The organism is Pseudolysinimonas kribbensis, from assembly GCF_030161895.1.
Classification (GTDB): Bacteria; Actinomycetota; Actinomycetes; order Actinomycetales; family Microbacteriaceae; genus Pseudolysinimonas; species Pseudolysinimonas kribbensis.
On sequence record NZ_BSVB01000001.1, the window covers coordinates 2937889 to 2953033 of the forward strand.

At 72.6% G+C, this 15145-nt stretch carries 15 protein-coding genes, 1 tRNA gene and 4 pseudogenes; 14 read left to right on the forward strand and 6 right to left on the reverse strand.

Annotated elements, in window-relative coordinates:
- Positions 1-14 precede the first annotated feature (14 nt).
- Positions 15-611 carry a vitamin K epoxide reductase family protein gene (locus QQK35_RS16210; RefSeq protein WP_284255071.1) on the reverse strand — a complete coding sequence of 199 codons (597 nt, stop codon included), beginning with the start codon at positions 609-611 and terminating at the stop codon, positions 15-17.
- 321 nt (positions 612-932) lie between these two features.
- On the opposite strand from QQK35_RS16210, the gene QQK35_RS20610 reads away from it, so the two are divergent.
- Positions 933-1370 carry a hypothetical protein gene (locus QQK35_RS20610; RefSeq protein ID WP_431311816.1) on the forward strand — a complete coding sequence of 146 codons (438 nt, stop codon included), beginning with the start codon at positions 933-935 and terminating at the stop codon, positions 1368-1370.
- A gap of 25 nt (positions 1371-1395) precedes the next feature.
- Positions 1396-3294: an Rne/Rng family ribonuclease gene (locus QQK35_RS16220; RefSeq protein ID WP_431311817.1), complete on the forward strand. Its 1899-nt coding sequence runs from the start codon at positions 1396-1398 to the stop codon at positions 3292-3294.
- 54 nt (positions 3295-3348) lie between these two features.
- Here QQK35_RS16220 and QQK35_RS16225 read toward each other — a convergent pair whose 3' ends face one another.
- On the reverse strand, positions 3349-3624 hold the full coding sequence (locus QQK35_RS16225; RefSeq protein ID WP_284255073.1) for a DUF4031 domain-containing protein: 276 nt from the start codon (positions 3622-3624) through the stop codon (positions 3349-3351).
- 155 nt (positions 3625-3779) lie between these two features.
- Between QQK35_RS16225 and rplU the strand changes: the two genes are divergently transcribed.
- From rplU to proB, 4 genes and pseudogenes are all read left to right on the forward strand, one after another.
- The gene (gene rplU / locus QQK35_RS16230) at positions 3780-4088 is read left to right on the forward strand and encodes a 50S ribosomal protein L21 (RefSeq protein WP_284255074.1); all 309 of its coding nucleotides are present in this window, start codon (positions 3780-3782) and stop codon (positions 4086-4088) included.
- Positions 4089-4101: 13 nt separating this feature from the next.
- Entirely contained in the window at positions 4102-4359 is a 258-nt protein-coding gene (gene rpmA, locus QQK35_RS16235) for a 50S ribosomal protein L27 (protein ID WP_284255075.1), read from the forward strand.
- Positions 4360-4427: 68 nt separating this feature from the next.
- A pseudogene (gene obgE, locus QQK35_RS16240) lies at positions 4428-5959 on the forward strand (GTPase ObgE).
- A pseudogene (proB, locus tag QQK35_RS16245) lies at positions 5956-6737 on the forward strand (glutamate 5-kinase). Before obgE ends, proB begins: the two co-directional pseudogenes overlap by 4 nt.
- Positions 6738-6868: 131 nt before the next feature.
- Here proB and QQK35_RS16250 read toward each other — a convergent pair.
- The gene (locus QQK35_RS16250) at positions 6869-8080 is read right to left on the reverse strand and encodes an MFS transporter (RefSeq protein ID WP_284255076.1); all 1212 of its coding nucleotides are present in this window, start codon (positions 8078-8080) and stop codon (positions 6869-6871) included.
- Positions 8081-8130: 50 nt separating this feature from the next.
- On the opposite strand from QQK35_RS16250, the gene QQK35_RS20790 reads away from it, so the two are divergent.
- The 8 genes and pseudogenes from QQK35_RS20790 to QQK35_RS16290 all read left to right on the forward strand — a co-directional run bounded on the left by QQK35_RS20790 (position 8131) and on the right by QQK35_RS16290 (position 12881).
- Entirely contained in the window at positions 8131-8565 is a 435-nt protein-coding gene (locus tag QQK35_RS20790) for a GntR family transcriptional regulator (protein ID WP_284255077.1), read from the forward strand.
- A pseudogene (locus tag QQK35_RS20795) lies at positions 8505-8645 on the forward strand (GntR family transcriptional regulator); the annotation flags it as partial. The gene QQK35_RS20790 and the pseudogene QQK35_RS20795, both read left to right, overlap by 61 nt.
- A gap of 143 nt (positions 8646-8788) precedes the next feature.
- A complete protein-coding gene (locus tag QQK35_RS16265; protein WP_284255078.1) occupies positions 8789-10057 on the forward strand; it encodes a glutamate-5-semialdehyde dehydrogenase in 1269 nt (422 codons plus the stop codon).
- A gap of 46 nt (positions 10058-10103) precedes the next feature.
- The gene (locus QQK35_RS16270) at positions 10104-10331 is read left to right on the forward strand and encodes a hypothetical protein (RefSeq protein WP_284255079.1); all 228 of its coding nucleotides are present in this window, start codon (positions 10104-10106) and stop codon (positions 10329-10331) included.
- Between the two features lie 9 nt (positions 10332-10340).
- Positions 10341-10946 carry a nicotinate-nucleotide adenylyltransferase gene (gene nadD, locus QQK35_RS16275; RefSeq protein WP_284255080.1) on the forward strand — a complete coding sequence of 202 codons (606 nt, stop codon included), beginning with the start codon at positions 10341-10343 and terminating at the stop codon, positions 10944-10946.
- A 289-nt stretch (positions 10947-11235) separates the two neighbouring features.
- A complete protein-coding gene (locus QQK35_RS16280) occupies positions 11236-12357 on the forward strand; it encodes a hypothetical protein (protein ID WP_284255081.1) in 1122 nt (373 codons plus the stop codon).
- Positions 12354-12728 carry a ribosome silencing factor gene (gene rsfS, locus QQK35_RS16285; protein ID WP_284255082.1) on the forward strand — a complete coding sequence of 125 codons (375 nt, stop codon included), beginning with the start codon at positions 12354-12356 and terminating at the stop codon, positions 12726-12728. Before QQK35_RS16280 ends, rsfS begins: the two co-directional genes overlap by 4 nt.
- A 77-nt stretch (positions 12729-12805) precedes the next feature.
- A tRNA-Ala gene (locus tag QQK35_RS16290) sits at positions 12806-12881 on the forward strand.
- Positions 12882-12903: 22 nt separating this feature from the next.
- On the opposite strand, the pseudogene QQK35_RS20625 reads toward QQK35_RS16290, so the two are convergent.
- The 3 genes and pseudogenes from QQK35_RS20625 to QQK35_RS16305 all read right to left on the reverse strand — a co-directional run bounded on the left by QQK35_RS20625 (position 12904) and on the right by QQK35_RS16305 (position 15142).
- Positions 12904-13781, reverse strand: a pseudogene (locus QQK35_RS20625) (5-oxoprolinase subunit C family protein).
- Positions 13778-14371, reverse strand: a complete 594-nt coding sequence (locus QQK35_RS16300) for a 5-oxoprolinase subunit B family protein (protein WP_431311818.1) — start codon at positions 14369-14371, stop codon at positions 13778-13780. Before QQK35_RS16300 ends, QQK35_RS20625 begins: the two are co-directional and overlap by 4 nt.
- A 36-nt stretch (positions 14372-14407) precedes the next feature.
- Positions 14408-15142, reverse strand: a complete 735-nt coding sequence (locus tag QQK35_RS16305; RefSeq protein WP_284255083.1) for a LamB/YcsF family protein — start codon at positions 15140-15142, stop codon at positions 14408-14410.
- Between the last annotated feature and the right edge of the window lie 3 nt (positions 15143-15145).

The following is a 15145-nucleotide window of genomic DNA, read 5'->3' on the forward strand; positions in this document are numbered from 1 at the left end:
ACTGAAGAAGCAGCTCAGAGGTGGTGCAGCACGTCGAGCTGCAGCTGGAAGATCAGCCCGACCGTGATGAGGCAGACGATCGCGATCGGCACCGCCCACGGCAGCAGCGCGCGCCCTGCCGGAGTGATGGCCGCGCCGAAGACGCCGTGCGCGGCGTTGCGCAGGGTGACGATCCAGAACAGCGGGAACATCACCAGGTAGACCAGCGCGCACCAGGGGCACAGCGTGCCGAGCACGTAGGCGCTCTGCCCGATGAGCCAGATCACGAAGGCGAGCGCGCCGGCGACCCCGAGGTTGAAGATCCACGAGTACCAGTTCGCGACGCGCGCGCCCGCCAGGAGGGTGACGCCGACGGCGATCACCGCCGCGAACCCGCCGAGGCCGATGATCGGATTGGGGAATCCGAAGGCGGAGCCCTGGGGCGAGTTCAGGTTCGTGCCGCACTGCACGAATGGGCTGATGTTGCAGTTCAGCGCCGTCTTGGGGTGCTCCAGGATCGCGAACTTGTCGAGCGTGAGCTGGAAGGAGGCCCACCAGCCGGAGGCTCCGGCGATGATCAGGAAGATCGCGTAAGCCCAGGGGCGTCGCGAGGCGGGAGCGGCGTCGGTCACGGGGGGATTATGGCAACACCCGATGCGTGGATGCCGGTGCGCGCGCCCAGTCGTGAGATAATCGCACTCGGTCACCGCTCCGAGCCGCGCTCGGGACGGAACCACGGATAAAGGCTTACCGGGCATACCGGGCCGCGAGTGCAGCACTGCACCGCGTCGCATGCCAGTTGCGAAGAGTGCCGTGAGAGAGCGCGAGCGCCGTGACAGGGCGCGACGTCCCCACCGATGGGGCGATGGACAGGATTAGCGGAGCCGAATCGGCGCCGCACGAGAGTACCCGGCAGGTGGGCGGCCACCACCCGGGCGAGGAGTGCACCAGCGATGGTGGATGACAACGACAACATCGAGAACACCGACGAGACGACCGTCGCGAAGCCGAAGCGCTCTCGCCGGAAGGCGGTGACGGGCGCGAAGAGCGCCGCGTCGCACGTCTCGGCCGAGGCGGAGACGGGCCTCGTGCTCGACGCGCCGACCGCGGAAGCGGCGCCCGCCGAGACCCAGAAGCCGCAGCGCTCACGCCGGAAGAAGGCCGAGCAGCCTGCAGCGCAGCCCGCGACGGGGTCGGCCCCGACGGCCGCCGAGCCGACGGCGGACGCCTCCGGATCGAGCCCGTTCGCCATCCTGTTCCAGGCGCCCCCGCCGCCGCCCCCGGAGCAGTGGCCACCGAGGAGAGCGAGCAGCCGCCCGCCCAGGAGGGCTCGGCTCCCAGCAGCCGTCGGCGCACCCGCCGCCGCTCGGGGAGGGCCCCCGCGACGGTGAGGACGCGCCGAACACGGTCGTCAAGGTGCGCGAGCCCCGCAAGGCCGCACCGCTCATCACCGAGCCCCAGAAGGTGAAGGGCTCGACCCGGCTCGAGGCCAAGAAGCAGCGTCGCCGCGACGGTCGCGACGCCGGCCGACGCCGCCCCGTCATCACCGAGGCCGAGTTCCTCGCGCGCCGCGAGAGCGTCGACCGCGTCATGGTCGTGCGCTCGAAGTTCGGCCGGATCCAGATCGGCGTGCTCGAGGACGGCGTGCTCGTCGAGCACTACGTCGCCCGGGCGCAGGATGCCAGCCTCATCGGCAACGTCTACCTCGGTCGCGTGCAGAACGTGCTGCCCTCGATGGAGGCGGCATTCGTCGACATCGGCCGCGGACGCAACGCGGTGCTGTACTCGGGCGAGGTCGACTGGGAGGCCGCTGCGGCGGCCGCCGAGGGCGACGGCGTCAAGAACCAGGCCCGCCGGATCGAGCTCGCGCTCAAGCCCGGCGACCGGGTGCTGGTGCAGGTCACGAAGGACCCCGTCGGGCACAAGGGCGCGCGGCTCACCTCGCAGGTCTCGCTGCCGGGCCGCTACCTGGTCTACGTGCCCAACGGCTCGATGAACGGCATCAGCCGCAAGCTGCCCGACACGGAGCGCGCGCGCCTCAAGAAGATCCTCAAGGAGGTGCTGCCCGACGACGCCGGCGTCATCGTGCGCACCGCCGCCGAGGGCGCCACCGAGGAGCAGCTGACGCTGGACGTGAGCCGGCTCACCGCGCAGTGGGCCGAGATCAGCCGTGCCGTCGAGATCGGCCAGGCGCCGGCGCTGCTGCACAGCGAGCCCGACCTGCTCGTCAAGATCGTGCGCGACGTCTTCAACGAGGACTTCCAGAGGCTCGTGATCGAGGAGGACGCCCTCGACACGATCCGCGGTTACGTCGGCGCCGTCGCGCCGGACCTCATGGACCGCGTCGAGACCTACGACGGCCCCGACTCGTTCGAGGAGTACCGGGTCTCGGAGCAGATCGAGAAGGCGCTCGAGCGCAAGGTGTGGCTGCCATCCGGCGGGTCGCTCATCATCGACCGCACCGAGGCCATGACGGTCATCGACGTCAACACGGGAAAGTTCGTCGGGTCCGGCGGCAACCTCGAGGAGACCGTCACCAAGAACAACCTCGAGGCCGCGGAGGAGATCGTGCGCCAGCTGCGGCTGCGCGACATCGGCGGCATCATCGTCGTCGACTTCATCGACATGGTGCTCGAGTCGAACCGCGACCTCGTGCTGCGACGGGTCGTCGAGTGCCTGTCGCGCGACCGCACCAAGCACCAGGTGGCCGAGGTCACCTCGCTCGGCCTCGTGCAGATGACCCGCAAGAAGCTGGGGCTCGGCCTGGTCGAGTCGTTCAGCGAGACCTGCGAGGTCTGCGCCGGCCGAGGGATCATCGTGCACCACGACCCGGTGTTCAAGCACCGGTCGGCCGACCAGCCCGCGGCGGCGCCCGGCCAGGGTCGCAGCCGTCGTGGACGCGGAGGCGGTGCGGCCGGGCCCAAGAACGGGCACGGCCCCGGAGGAACCCATCAGCTGACCGACGACGTGCGCAACGCTCTCGCGCAGATCGCCAAGTCGACCGTGCATTCGGAGACCGGCGAGGAGCTCGTCGACGAGTCGGGCGCTCCGGATGCCGTCGAGCCCGCCGCCGAGCAGGTGGACGGACCGGTCGAGCAGGCCGTGGGCGCAGCGGCGGAGGCGGCGGTCGAGATCCTCGACATCCCGGTGACGCCCGCGCCGCGCGCCGGACGCCGGATCAGCACCGAGGTGGCCGAGCAGATTCTCGGCTCGGTGCTCGAGGCGCTGCCGGAGCCCAACCCGCCGGGGCACGGACGCGCTCGCCGCTCCCGCCGCGCCTCGAGCGGCGGCACGGTCACCCCGGCTGAGGAGTAGACCGACGGCCGTCGGCGCTGACGCCGCGGCGAAGGCCAGAGATGGCCTTCGCTTTCAGCGAGGTGCGCGCTTGTCACGCTGCCGCACGCGCAACCCCGCGGCCTGCAGCCGCCGCAGGAGCTCGCGTCCGGTGACGGGCGTGGCCCCCAGCGCGATGAGCTCGTCGCGGCGTCGCTCCGGCACGTCGTAGTGATCGTTGTCGAAGGCGCGGCGCGGGATGCCCGCCCGCTCGGCGAAGGCGTGCAGCTCGTCGTAGTCCGCGTCGCTGACGAGATGCGCCCAGACGGTGCCGTGCGCCGGCCAGATGGCCTCGTCGATCAGCACGGTCATCCCGCGATCCTAGGTCGGCGGAAGAAACGAGACGGTTTGATGAAGCGGCCGATCGTCGGCTATTCTTGATCCTTGGTGCACGTCGGCTCCGTGCCGTTCTCTCGCGCCCAGACTTCCACTCGCAGGATCCGCCTGCGCCAACGTAAGGAATCACCGTGGTCTACGCAGTTGTGCGCGCCGGCGGCCGGCAGGAGAAGGTCGAGGTCGGCACCATCGTCGTGCTCGACCGCCTCAAGGCCGACGTCAACGGCACCGTCGAGCTCTCTCCCGTCCTGTTCGTGGACGGCGACACGATCACCCACGACCCGAAGGCCCTCGCGAAGATCACGGTGACCGCCGAGGTCATCGGCCACGAGCGCGGCCCGAAGATCGTCATCCAGCACTTCAAGAACAAGACCGGGTACAAGCGTCGTCAGGGCTTCCGTCACGACCAGACCCGCGTCAAGATCACCGGCATCAAGTAGAGGCGGCGCAGACATGGCACACAAGAAGGGCGCGTCCTCGACGCGCAACGGGCGCGACTCGAACGCCCAGCGCCTCGGCGTGAAGCGCTTCGGCGGTCAGGTCGTCAAGGCCGGCGAGATCATCGTGCGTCAGCACGGCACCCACTTCCACCCGGGCGAGAATGTCGGCCGCGGTGGCGATGACACGCTGTTCGCGCTGGAGGCCGGTTCCGTCGAGTTCGGCGCCAAGGGCCGCCGCAAGGTCGTCAACATCGTCGTTCCGCAGGCGTAGCCCCGCGACGCATCGACGTTGAGAGGGCGGGCTTCGGCCCGCCCTTTCTGCATGGAGGAGAAGAAGACATGGCGACGTTCGTCGACCAGGTGACCCTCCACCTGCGCTCGGGTCACGGTGGAAACGGCTGCGTCTCGGTGCGGCGCGAGAAGTTCAAGCCGCTCGCGGGGCCCGATGGCGGCAACGGCGGACACGGCGGCGACATCGTTCTCGTCGCCGATCCCCAGGTCACGACCCTGCTGAACTACCAGCGCGCTCCGCACCGGTCAAGCGGCAACGGCGGCCCGGGCATGGGCGATCACCGCGCGGGGTACGCGGGGGAGCGTCTCGTGCTCCCGGTGCCGGTCGGCACGGTCGTCAAGGATGCCGACGGAGCCGTGCTCGCCGACCTGGATGCCGCGGGTCTGGAGATCGTCGTCGCCGCGGGCGGCCAGGGCGGGCTCGGCAATGCGGCTCTTGCGACATCGAAACGCAAGGCGCCCGGGTTCGCGCTTCTCGGCACGCACGGCTGGGAGGGCGACGTCCGGCTGGAGCTGAAGACCGTCGCCGACGTGGCGCTCGTCGGGTATCCGAGCGCCGGCAAGTCGAGCCTCATCGCCGCCATGAGCGCTGCCCGCCCGAAGATCGCCGACTATCCGTTCACGACGCTGCATCCGAACCTCGGCGTCGTCGAGTCCGGCGAGGTCCGGTACACGATCGCCGACGTCCCCGGTTTGATCGAGGGCGCGAGCGAGGGCAAGGGCTCGGCCTCGAGTTCCTGCGGCACGTCGAGCGCTGCTCGGCGCTGCTGCACGTGCTCGACTGCGGCACCCTCGACCCGGGCCGCGATCCGCTCAGCGACCTCGACGTCATCCTGGGCGAGCTCGCGGCGTATCCGGTGCCCGAGGGGCAGACGCCGCTGCTCGAGCGGCCGCAGCTGGTGGCGCTCAACAAGGTCGACATCCCGGACGCGCAGGACCTCGCGGACCTGGTGCGCCCGGCGCTCGAGGAGCGCGGCTACCGCGTCTTCGAGGTCTCGGCGATCAGCCGCGCGGGATTGCGCGAGCTGTCGTTCGCGCTGGCCGAGCTGGTGGCGGCCGATCGTGCCGCGAAGCTGGCGGCGCCCTCGGCGCAGCGGATCGTCATCCGGCCCAAGGCGGTCGACGAGAAGGACTTCGTCGTCGTCGTCGTGGAGGGCGGCACCGAGCCGACCTATCGGGTGCGCGGCGCGAAGCCCGAGCGCTGGATCGAGCAGACCGACTTCCAGAACGACGAGGCCGTCGGCTTCCTCGCGGATCGCCTCGCGAAGCTGGGCGTCGAGGACGAGCTCTTCGCGAAGGGCGCCGTGCCCGGCTCGACCGTCGTCATCGGCGAGGCGGTGTTCGACTGGGAACCGACGCTCACCTCCGCCGCCGAGCTCGCGACCATGCCGGCCGGTCCACGCGGCACCGACCTGCGGCTCGACGACAACCGCCGTGCGACGCGCGCCGAGCGTCGCGAGCACTACTTCGAGCGCATGGACGCGAAGGCTCAGGCCCGCGCGGAGCTCGAGGCCGAGCGCGAGGCGGGCGTGTGGCGCGACGACGCCGAGACCGGCGAGGTCGTGGAGGACGACGAGTGACCCGGGCGGCGGTGACGGGCGCCCGGCGCATCGTCGTGAAGGTCGGATCCTCGTCGATCAGCGGCGACAATGCGGGCCGGATCGCGCCGCTCGTCGACGCGCTCGCTGCCACGCACGCACGCGGCGCCGAGGTGGTGCTGGTGTCCTCCGGCGCGATCGCGACCGGGATGCCGTACCTGCACCTCGAGGCGCGCCCCTCCGACCTCGCAACGCAGCAGGCCGCCGCCGCGGTCGGCCAGAACGTGCTGGTCTTCCGCTACCAGCAGCAGCTCGACCGCTACGCGATCGTCGCGGGCCAGGTGCTGCTCACGGCGGGCGACCTTGAGAACCCGACGCACCGCTCGAACGCGCAGCGGGCGATGGAGCGGCTGCTCTCGCTGCGGATCCTGCCGATCGTCAACGAGAACGACACGGTCGCGACCCACGAGATCCGGTTCGGCGACAACGATCGTCTCGCCTCGATGGTGAGCGAGCTCGTGGGCGCGGACCTGCTCGTGCTGCTCTCCGACGTCGACGCCCTCTACACCCGGCCCCCGGCACGCCGGGTGCTGAGCCGATCGCGCGCGTCGGCTTCGGCGACGACCTCGCCGGGGTCGAGCTCGGCAGCATCGGCGCCGCGGGAGTCGGCACCGGGGGAGCGGGCACGAAGATCGCGGCGGCTCGCCTCGCCGCCGCGGCCGGCACTCCGGTGCTCCTCACGGCGACCGAACGCGTCGCCGAGGCGCTCGCCGGCGAGGAGCTCGGCACCTGGTTCGACGCCCGCGAGCGGGTCGAGTAGCGACCGCAGGTCGCGTACCGAGACCGGAACGGCGCCCGCGCCGGCGCCGGCGACCGAGCGCCCACGTCTGCATCAAGTCGGCGCGCGCGAACGCGCCCGGGTGATGCAAGCGTGGGCGGTCGACCCGCAGCTCAGTCCGTGTGGCGCTCCACGCGCGCCGACGGCACGAGCGGCACCGCGACGAGCGGCGCGATCGCCACGAACGCAAACGCTCCCGCGAAGCCCACGAGCCCGATGAGCGCGCCGACGACCGGGGCGACGATCGCCGCCCCCAGATACTGCCCGGTGTTCTGCGCTCCCAGCGCCCGGCCCGACCAGAACGGACCCGCGAGCTCGGCGACCGAGGTGAAGGCCAGCCCGTTGTCGGCGACGCTGATGCAGCTCGCGAGCACGTAGCATCCGGCGGCGGCGATGCCCCAGCCGAGGGAACCCGGGCCGAGCGCTCCCGAGCCCGCCGTCGCGAGCAGGGCGACGATCCCGGCGACGGCCACCCAGCGCAGCGGTCGCAGCCGGCTGCCGACCCGGTCGCTCAGCACGCCCACCGCGACCCGACCGACCGCACCGAGGAACTGCGCGGCGGCGACCACGATTCCGGCGGCGAGCGGCGTGAAGCCGAGGGCGACGACCATCCACACCAGCCCGAACGTCGAGAGCGCGAACTGCGGCACGACCAGCAGCACCGACACGGCGTGGATGCGCCACAGGGTCGGGTGCCGGTACGGGCTGTCGCTCACGCCTTCGATGCGCGCCCGCTCGGGCCGCGGCGGATCGATGATCACGATCGCGCACGCCGCGCACGCGACGAGCACCATGGCGCCGCCCAGGATCAGTGCCGGCAGCACCGATCCGGATGCCACCAGCGGCGGAACCGCGATGGCCGCGATCGCCGTGCCGAGCGGCTGACAGGCCTGCCGGATGCCCATCGCGAGCCCGCGACGCTCCCGCGCGAACCAGCCGACCACGACGCGCCCGCTCGCCGCATTCGTGGATGCCGCGCCGATCCCGGCGACGACGAGCGCGATCCCGAGCGCCGTATAGCCGTGCACGACCATCGCGCCGATCACGGCGAGCACGGTGACGAGCAGACCGAGCACGAGCACCCGGCGTTCGCCCCAGTGGTCGGCGGCGGCGCCCCAGGCGACCAGCGCGAGCACCATGCCGAGGTTGGGGGCGGCCGCGAGCAGGCCGGCCTGCGCGAGCGAGAGCCCCTGCACGGTGTGCAGCAGCGGGATCAGGAACGCCGGCGTGGTGAGCACGACGGTCGTCGAGGTCTGCGCGTACACCGCGACGACGAGCATCGCCCACGGGTGCGCGCCGCGTGCGGGAACGACGGCACTGGTCACGGCGCGATCCTACTGGTATACCAAGATGGGATACCAATCGAGAGGCCCACATGGTCACGCAGTCCGACGGCGCCTACGAACGCCTGCGCGCGCGCATCCTCGCGCTCGACCTCGCCCCCGGCGAGCGGGTGAGCGAGCGCGGCCTCGAGAGCGACCTCGGCGCCTCCCGCACCCCGGTGCGCGCGGCCCTCTCGCGACTGCAGAGCGAGGGGCTCGTGCGGCGCGACGAGCGCGGCTGGACGATCGCGCCGCTCGACCTCGCCGAGCTGCGGCACGCGGAGGAGTTCCGGGAGGCCGTGGAGACCGCGGCGCTGCGTCTCGCCGTCGAGCGCGCCGGAGACGCGGAGCTCGACCGGCTCGACGTGCTCCTCGACCGCCAACCCGACGACCCGGAGGGCGGGGTGCGCTGGGGGAGGAGTTCCACACCGAACTCGGTGCGCTCTCGGGCAACCCGTTCTTGGCCGACGCCATCCGCACCACGATGACGACGCTCTCGCGCACCCGATGGCTCGAGGTGACGACCCCCGAGTCGCGCGCCGCCCAGCTCGCCGCCCACCGCGGCATCGTCGCGGCGCTGCGGGCACGGGATGCCGGCCTCGCCATCGCCCGCGCCGTCGAGCATGCGCGCACCGGTGCCGCCCACGCGGAGGCGCTCCTGCGCGGCGACCGGGCCCGGGGCTGCGCGTCGTCGGTCGGTAGGATCCGGGTATGTCCGCGACCGACCTCGCCCCGCTCGCGATCGACGACGAGCTCGCCGCGGCCGCTCGGGCGGCGCGGGTGCTCGCGACGACCTCGACCGGCCGCAAGCACGAGGCCCTCGAGGCGATCGCCGTCGCGATCGAGACGGGCGCCGACCGCATCCTGCCCGCCAACGAGCTCGACCTGGCGAACGGCCGCGAGAACGGCCTGAGCGCGGGCCTGCAGGACCGGCTGCGCCTCGATCCGACGCGTCTCGCCGGCCTCGCGGCCGCCGTACGCGAGATCATCGCGCTCCCGGATCCGGTGGGCGTCGTCGTGCGCGGTTCGACCCTGCCCAACGGTCTGCAGCTCAGCCAGGTGCGCGTGCCCTTCGGGGTCGTCGGTGCCATCTACGAGGCGCGGCCGAACGTCACGATCGACATCGCGTCCCTGGCGCTGAAAAGCAGCAATGCCGTCGTGCTGCGGGGCGGGCGGGCCGCGCAGGGCACCAACGCCGTGCTCGTCGAGCTCCTGCAGGGCGCGCTCACGAGCGTCGGGCTGCCGGCGGAGGCGGTGCAGACCGTCGACCGGTTCGGCCGCGAGGGCGGCACGATGCTCATGCACGCCGTCGGTCGCGTCGATGTGCTGATCCCGCGCGGCAGCGCCGACCTCATCGACTCGGTCGTGCGCGAGTCGAAGGTGCCGGTCATCGAGACGGGCGCGGGCGTCGTGCACCTGTTCCTCGACGAGTCGGCCGATGAGACCACCTCGATCGACATCGCGGTCAACTCGAAGGTGCAGCGGCCGAGCGTGTGCAACGCCCTCGAGACGCTGCTCGTCGATGCCCGCGCGGCGGCGCGGCTGCTGCCGCCGGTCGTGGCCGCGCTGCGGGAGCGGGGCGTCACGATCAAGGGCGACGACCGGGCGCGCGCGATCGTCGCGGGCCTCCCGCCGGCGACGGACGAGGACTACGCGACGGAGCACATGAGTCTCGACATGAGCGTCGCCGTGGTCGACGACCTCGACGGGGCGCTCGAGCACATCCGCCGGTTCTCGACCAAGCACACCGAGTCGATCGTGACCAACGACTACGCCCGCGCCGAGCGCTTCCTCGCCGAGGTGGACTCGGCCGTGGTCATGGTGAACGCCTCGACCCGGTTCACCGACGGCGGCGAGTTCGGCTTCGGCGCCGAGGTCGGCATCTCGACCCAGAAGCTGCATGCGCGCGGGCCGATGGGACTGCAGGAGCTCACGAGCACCAAGTGGCTCGTGCGCGGTGCCGGGCAGGTCAGAGGCTAGGAGCGGTGGAGCACGGATCGGCCGGCCGGCTCGGTAGGATCGGCGTATGTCCTTCCTGCTGACGCTGGCCGCCGAGGAGGCGCCCGCCCACCTGATCATGCCGAACTGGGCGTTCCCGGCGATCGTGGCGGGTGCGTTCCTCGTGCTGGCGCTCGTCTCGTGGAGCTTCCGCGACGTCGCCAACCGTCACGCCGACCGCGAGCCGTTCCCCGCGGACCCGCACGCGGCGCACGACGACGGGCACGGATCCGACCACCAGGCCGGCCACCACTAGGGGCTCCGGGTGACGGATGCCGCCGGGCGGCGTCGCCGGATCGGCGTCATGGGCGGCACGTTCGACCCGATCCACCACGGTCACCTCGTCGCCGCGAGCGAGGTGCGGCAGAGCTTCCAGCTCGACGAGGTCGTGTTCGTGCCGACCGGCCAGCCGTACATGAAGCGGGTGGTCACCTCGGCCGAGCACCGCTACCTCATGACGGTCATCGCGACGGCGTCCAACCCGGATTTCACCGTCAGCCGGGTGGACGTCGATCGGGACGGGCCGACCTACACGATCGACACGCTGCGCGATCTGAAGCGGAGCTACCCGGACGCCGAGCTCTTCTTCATCTCGGGCGCCGACGCCATCGCGCAGATCCTCGACTGGAAGGACATCGGGGAGCTGTGGGAGCTCGCGCAGTTCGTCGCCGTGTCGCGTCCCGGGCACTCGTTGAGCATTAGCGGATTGCCACCCCAACGCGTAAGCTCCCTTGAGGTACCCGCCTTGGCGATCTCTTCCACGGATTGCCGCGAGCGAGTCGGCCGGGGATTCCCGGTGTGGTACTTGGTTCCCGATGGTGTCGTGCAGTACATCTCCAAGCACCACCTCTACCGGAGTACGACGACATGACCACCTTTCAGGACCCGCCCTTGCAGTCCCGTCGCGCCGCGCGACAGGGGAGCGCAATGCGGCCTACGGTCTGCAGCCCGAGCAGGATGCCGAGCCGCTGACGTACTCGACCCAGAATCGTGCGCCCTTGCCCCACTACGACGGTCCCGACTTCCGTGCTCGCCGCACCCCCGAAGCGGCGACGGGCGAGCCCGATGAGGCCGCCACTCAGATGCTCCCGGAACAGGATGTTCCGACGTACCGTCCGCGCGATTACAGCCCGGAGGGACGTGGCTCGCACGCGGCACCCGTGAACGCCGAGCCGGTCGCGCCGCCGATGCCCGCCACGACGTCGTCGCCGGTCGAGCGCGCGCCGCAGTCGACCGAGTACACCCTCACCCGTCGCGAATTGCGCGCGCTTCGCGAGGCGCAGGGCGCGCAGGTCGACGCCCCCGCGCCGCGGTCCGCGCCCTCGTCGTTCGCGCCGCAGCCGGTCGCGCCCGAGCCCGTGGCGCCCGAGCCGGTCGCGCCCGAGCCGGTCGCGCCTGAGCCCGTGGCATCGGAGCCCGTCGCGTCCGAGCCGGTCGCGTCGGAGCCCGTGGCATCCGAGCCCGTCGCGTCCGAGCCCGTCGCGTCCGTCTCGAGCGAGCCGGCCGTCCCTGCCCAGGCTCCCGTGCTGTCGCCGTTCGAGGCCCTCTTCGCGCCGCCGTCCGACTCGGCGCCGGCACCGCTCGTCGAGCCGCTGGTCGATCCGACCGCTGCTGTCGGTCCGGAGCCCGGAATCGAACCCGTCGCGCCGGAGCCGGAGGTCGTCGTCGCGGAGCCCGCGGCTGCCGAGCCGGTCGTGGCGGAGACCGTCGTGGCCGAGCCCGTCGCCGCGGAGCCGGTCGTCGCCGAGCCGGTGGCTGCGGAGCCCGCGATCTCCGAGCCCCCGACCGCTCCCGCCACACGGACCGCTCGCCGGGCCGGTCACTGGAGCACGCAGGCGGACCTCGACGACGCGACGCAGGTCAACGAGTCGACGATCAGCCGCAAGGTGGGCGCCGGCAGCGGCGCGATCACGACGAGCGCCCTCGTGCTGCCCTCGCTTCCGAACCCGGAGTTCGCGCACCTCGGCACCGGCGAGATCCTCGTGACCGGGTCGATCGACCTGCCGCACAGCCTCGCCACCTCGGGCGCGCATCCGACGCAGCTCGACGAGCACCACCTCGACCACGAGCTCGATCCCGGTGACCACCAGGTGGTCTCCACCGACTCCCAGCCCGTGCGCGCGGTCAAGGCGATCAGCAGCCACACGTCGACCCGCAACGTCATCGTCGCGAAGAAGCCGGTCGGCAACCGCGCCCTCACCGCGCTCATCATCTCCGCCGCCGGCATGGCGGCCGTGGTCGTGACGCTGCTCGTCGTCGGCCTCGTCTCCGGAGTCCTGTGACGGCGTCCGACCGGGCCATCGAGCTGCTGCGGCTCGCGGCGAGAGCCGCCGACGCCAAGCAGGCCGACGATCTCGTCGCGCTCGACGTCTCCGAGCCGCTGCCCCTCACCGACGTCTTCCTCCTGGCCAGCGGTCGCAACGAGCGGAACGTGCTCTCCATCGCGGAGGGGATCGAAGACGCCCTGCTCGAGATCGGCGTCAAGCCGCTCCGCCGCGAGGGCCGCTCCGAGGGCCGCTGGGTGCTGCTGGACTTCGGCGACATCGTCGTGCACGTCTTCCACGAGGAGGACCGCATGTACTACGCGCTGGAGCGCCTCTGGCGGGACTGCCCTGTCATCCCGCTCGAGCTCCCGGCCGCGCGCGAGGCGTGACCCTCCAGGGTCTGGCCGGGCGTGAGCCGCGGTCGCCGCGTGTAGTAACCTGGGGCAGTTGCCCCGTTCGGGGTCACGGGTCTGTGGCGCAGCTGGTAGCGCACCTGCATGGCATGCAGGGGGTCAGGGGTTCGAGTCCCCTCAGATCCACCAAAAGGTCGATCGACGCGGCGCCCTACCTGCGGTGCTGTGCGAAGCGCACGCGCTGGCCGGGGCGCAGCTGCGCGAGCCGTCCGATGTCGGCGCGGTCGACGGTCGCGATGACCGGGTAGCCGCCCGTGACGGGGTGGTCGGCGAGGAAGGCGACCGGCTGGCCGCTCGGGGGCACCTGGATCGCGCCGAGCGGCATCCCCTCGACCGGCAGCTCGCCGTCGATCGCGCGGGCCGGTCGCGCCGCCGGGTCGGCCGGGTCGAGGCGCACGCCGATGCGGTCGGAGGCGGGGAGGCGATCCACTCGGTCTCGAAGATGACGTGCGGGGCGGCGAACCACTCCGCACGCGGGCCCGCCATTGCACGCACGACGACGGTGCCTGCCTCGAGCGGCGGCACCGGCGCGACGTCGACGATCGGCCACTCGGCCGGTTCGGCGCCGATCGGCAGCACGTCGCCCGCGGCCAGCGCCGGCGGGCCGAGGCCCGACATCGTGTCGGTGCTGCGGGATCCCAGGACCGGCTCCACGTCGATGCCGCCGCGGATCGCGAGGTAGCTGCGCACGCCGACCGGCGGCATCCCGAGCTCGATGACCTGGCCGGGCTCGACGGGCACGACGCTGTCGTGACCGAACGCGCGGCCGTCGACGGTCAGCTGCGCGGGGGCGCCGGTGACCGCGACGACGGTGCGGCAGCCGACCTCCGCCCGCAGGCCGCCCATCGTGACCTCGATCGCGGCGGCGCCGGGCGGGTTCGCGACGAGCCGGTTGGCGAGCTCGTACGAGCCCGGATCCGCCGCACCCGAGACGCCCACGCCCGCCGACAGCCAGCCGAGCCGGCCCGCGTCCTCGATGAGGCTCAGGATGCCGGGGGCGAGCACGTTCAGCTCGCGGCGGCCGGTCACGGCTCGGCCCGCACGAAGCGCACGCGCGTGCCGGGCGCGATCGCGTTCGGCGGGGTGCGGGCGGCATCCCAGACCGGCAGGTCGGTCGTGCCGATGAGCTGCCAGCCGCCGGGGGAGCGGCGCGGGTAGACCGCGGTGTACTCGTCGGCGAGGGCGACCGATCCGGCCGGCACGACCGGGCGCGACTGCGTGCGCCGCGGGAGCCGGAACGGCGGCTCGCCGTCCGCGCTCAGGTAGCCGAACCCGGGCGCGAAGCCGATGAACCGGCACACCCATTCGGTGCCGGTATGGGCGGCGATCACCTCCTCCGGCGTGAGGGCGAGCAGTCGCGCGACGTCGTCGAGGTCCGGGCCGTCGTAGCGCACGGGGATAGTGAGCACGTCGGAGGGCGACGAGTGCGAGGCGGGGGCGGCCTGCGCCATCCGGGACGCCACCTCGCGTTCGAGACCGGCCAGATCGGGCGGGCCGTCGAAGGTGAGCAGCACGGTCCGGGCGCCGACGACCCAGTCGGTCACGAGATCCGGTGTCGAGGCGGCGAGCGAGGCGCGCAGCCGGGCGAGCCGCTCGGCGTCGCCGGGCTCGACGAGCACGGCCCGGTCCCCGGCCCGGCGCAGCAGGGGAGGAGCTCACGCGAAGGCCCGGAGCGTGATGCCGTCGCCGGTCAGCCGCTCCCGGATGCGCCGCGCCATCGCGACGGCGCCCGGGGTGTCGCCGTGCACGCAGATGCTGCCGACCCGCGGCGCCGCGCTCTCGCCGCGGGCGAGCCGCAGCGCCTGGGCCAGCGCGTCGTCGCCGTCGAGCATCGCATCGGGCTCGCGCCGATCGACGAGTCGGCCGTCGTCGCGGTACCGGCGGTCGGCGAACCCCTCCGCGACGAACGCGAGCCCGTGCGCGGCCGCCGCGCGCTCCAGCTCCGTGTCGGCGGGGCCGAGCAGCGCGAGACCGCGGTCGATCATCGCCATCGCGCCGGCGATGGCGGCGGCGAGACCCGGGTCGTCCGAGGCGTCGTGGTACAGCGCGCCGTGCGGCTTGACGTAGCGCACGCGACCGCCCGCCGCGGTGGCGGCCGCGCCGAGGGCGCCGAGCTGGTGGAGGGTCTCGTCCTCGACCGCGCGGGCATCCATCGCCAGGTGCCGCCGTCCGAAGCCGTGCAGGTCGCGGTAGCCGACGTGCGCCCCGATCCGCACCCCGCGTTCCACCGCCGACTCGCACCGCCGCCGCATGATGCCCGCGTCGCCCGCGTGTGCGCCGCACGCGATGTTCGCGCTCGTCACGATGCCGAGCATCGCCTCGTCGTCGCCCATCGGCCAGGCGCCGAAGCCCTCGCCCAGGTCGCTGTTGAGGTCGATCTCGAACGCCATGCA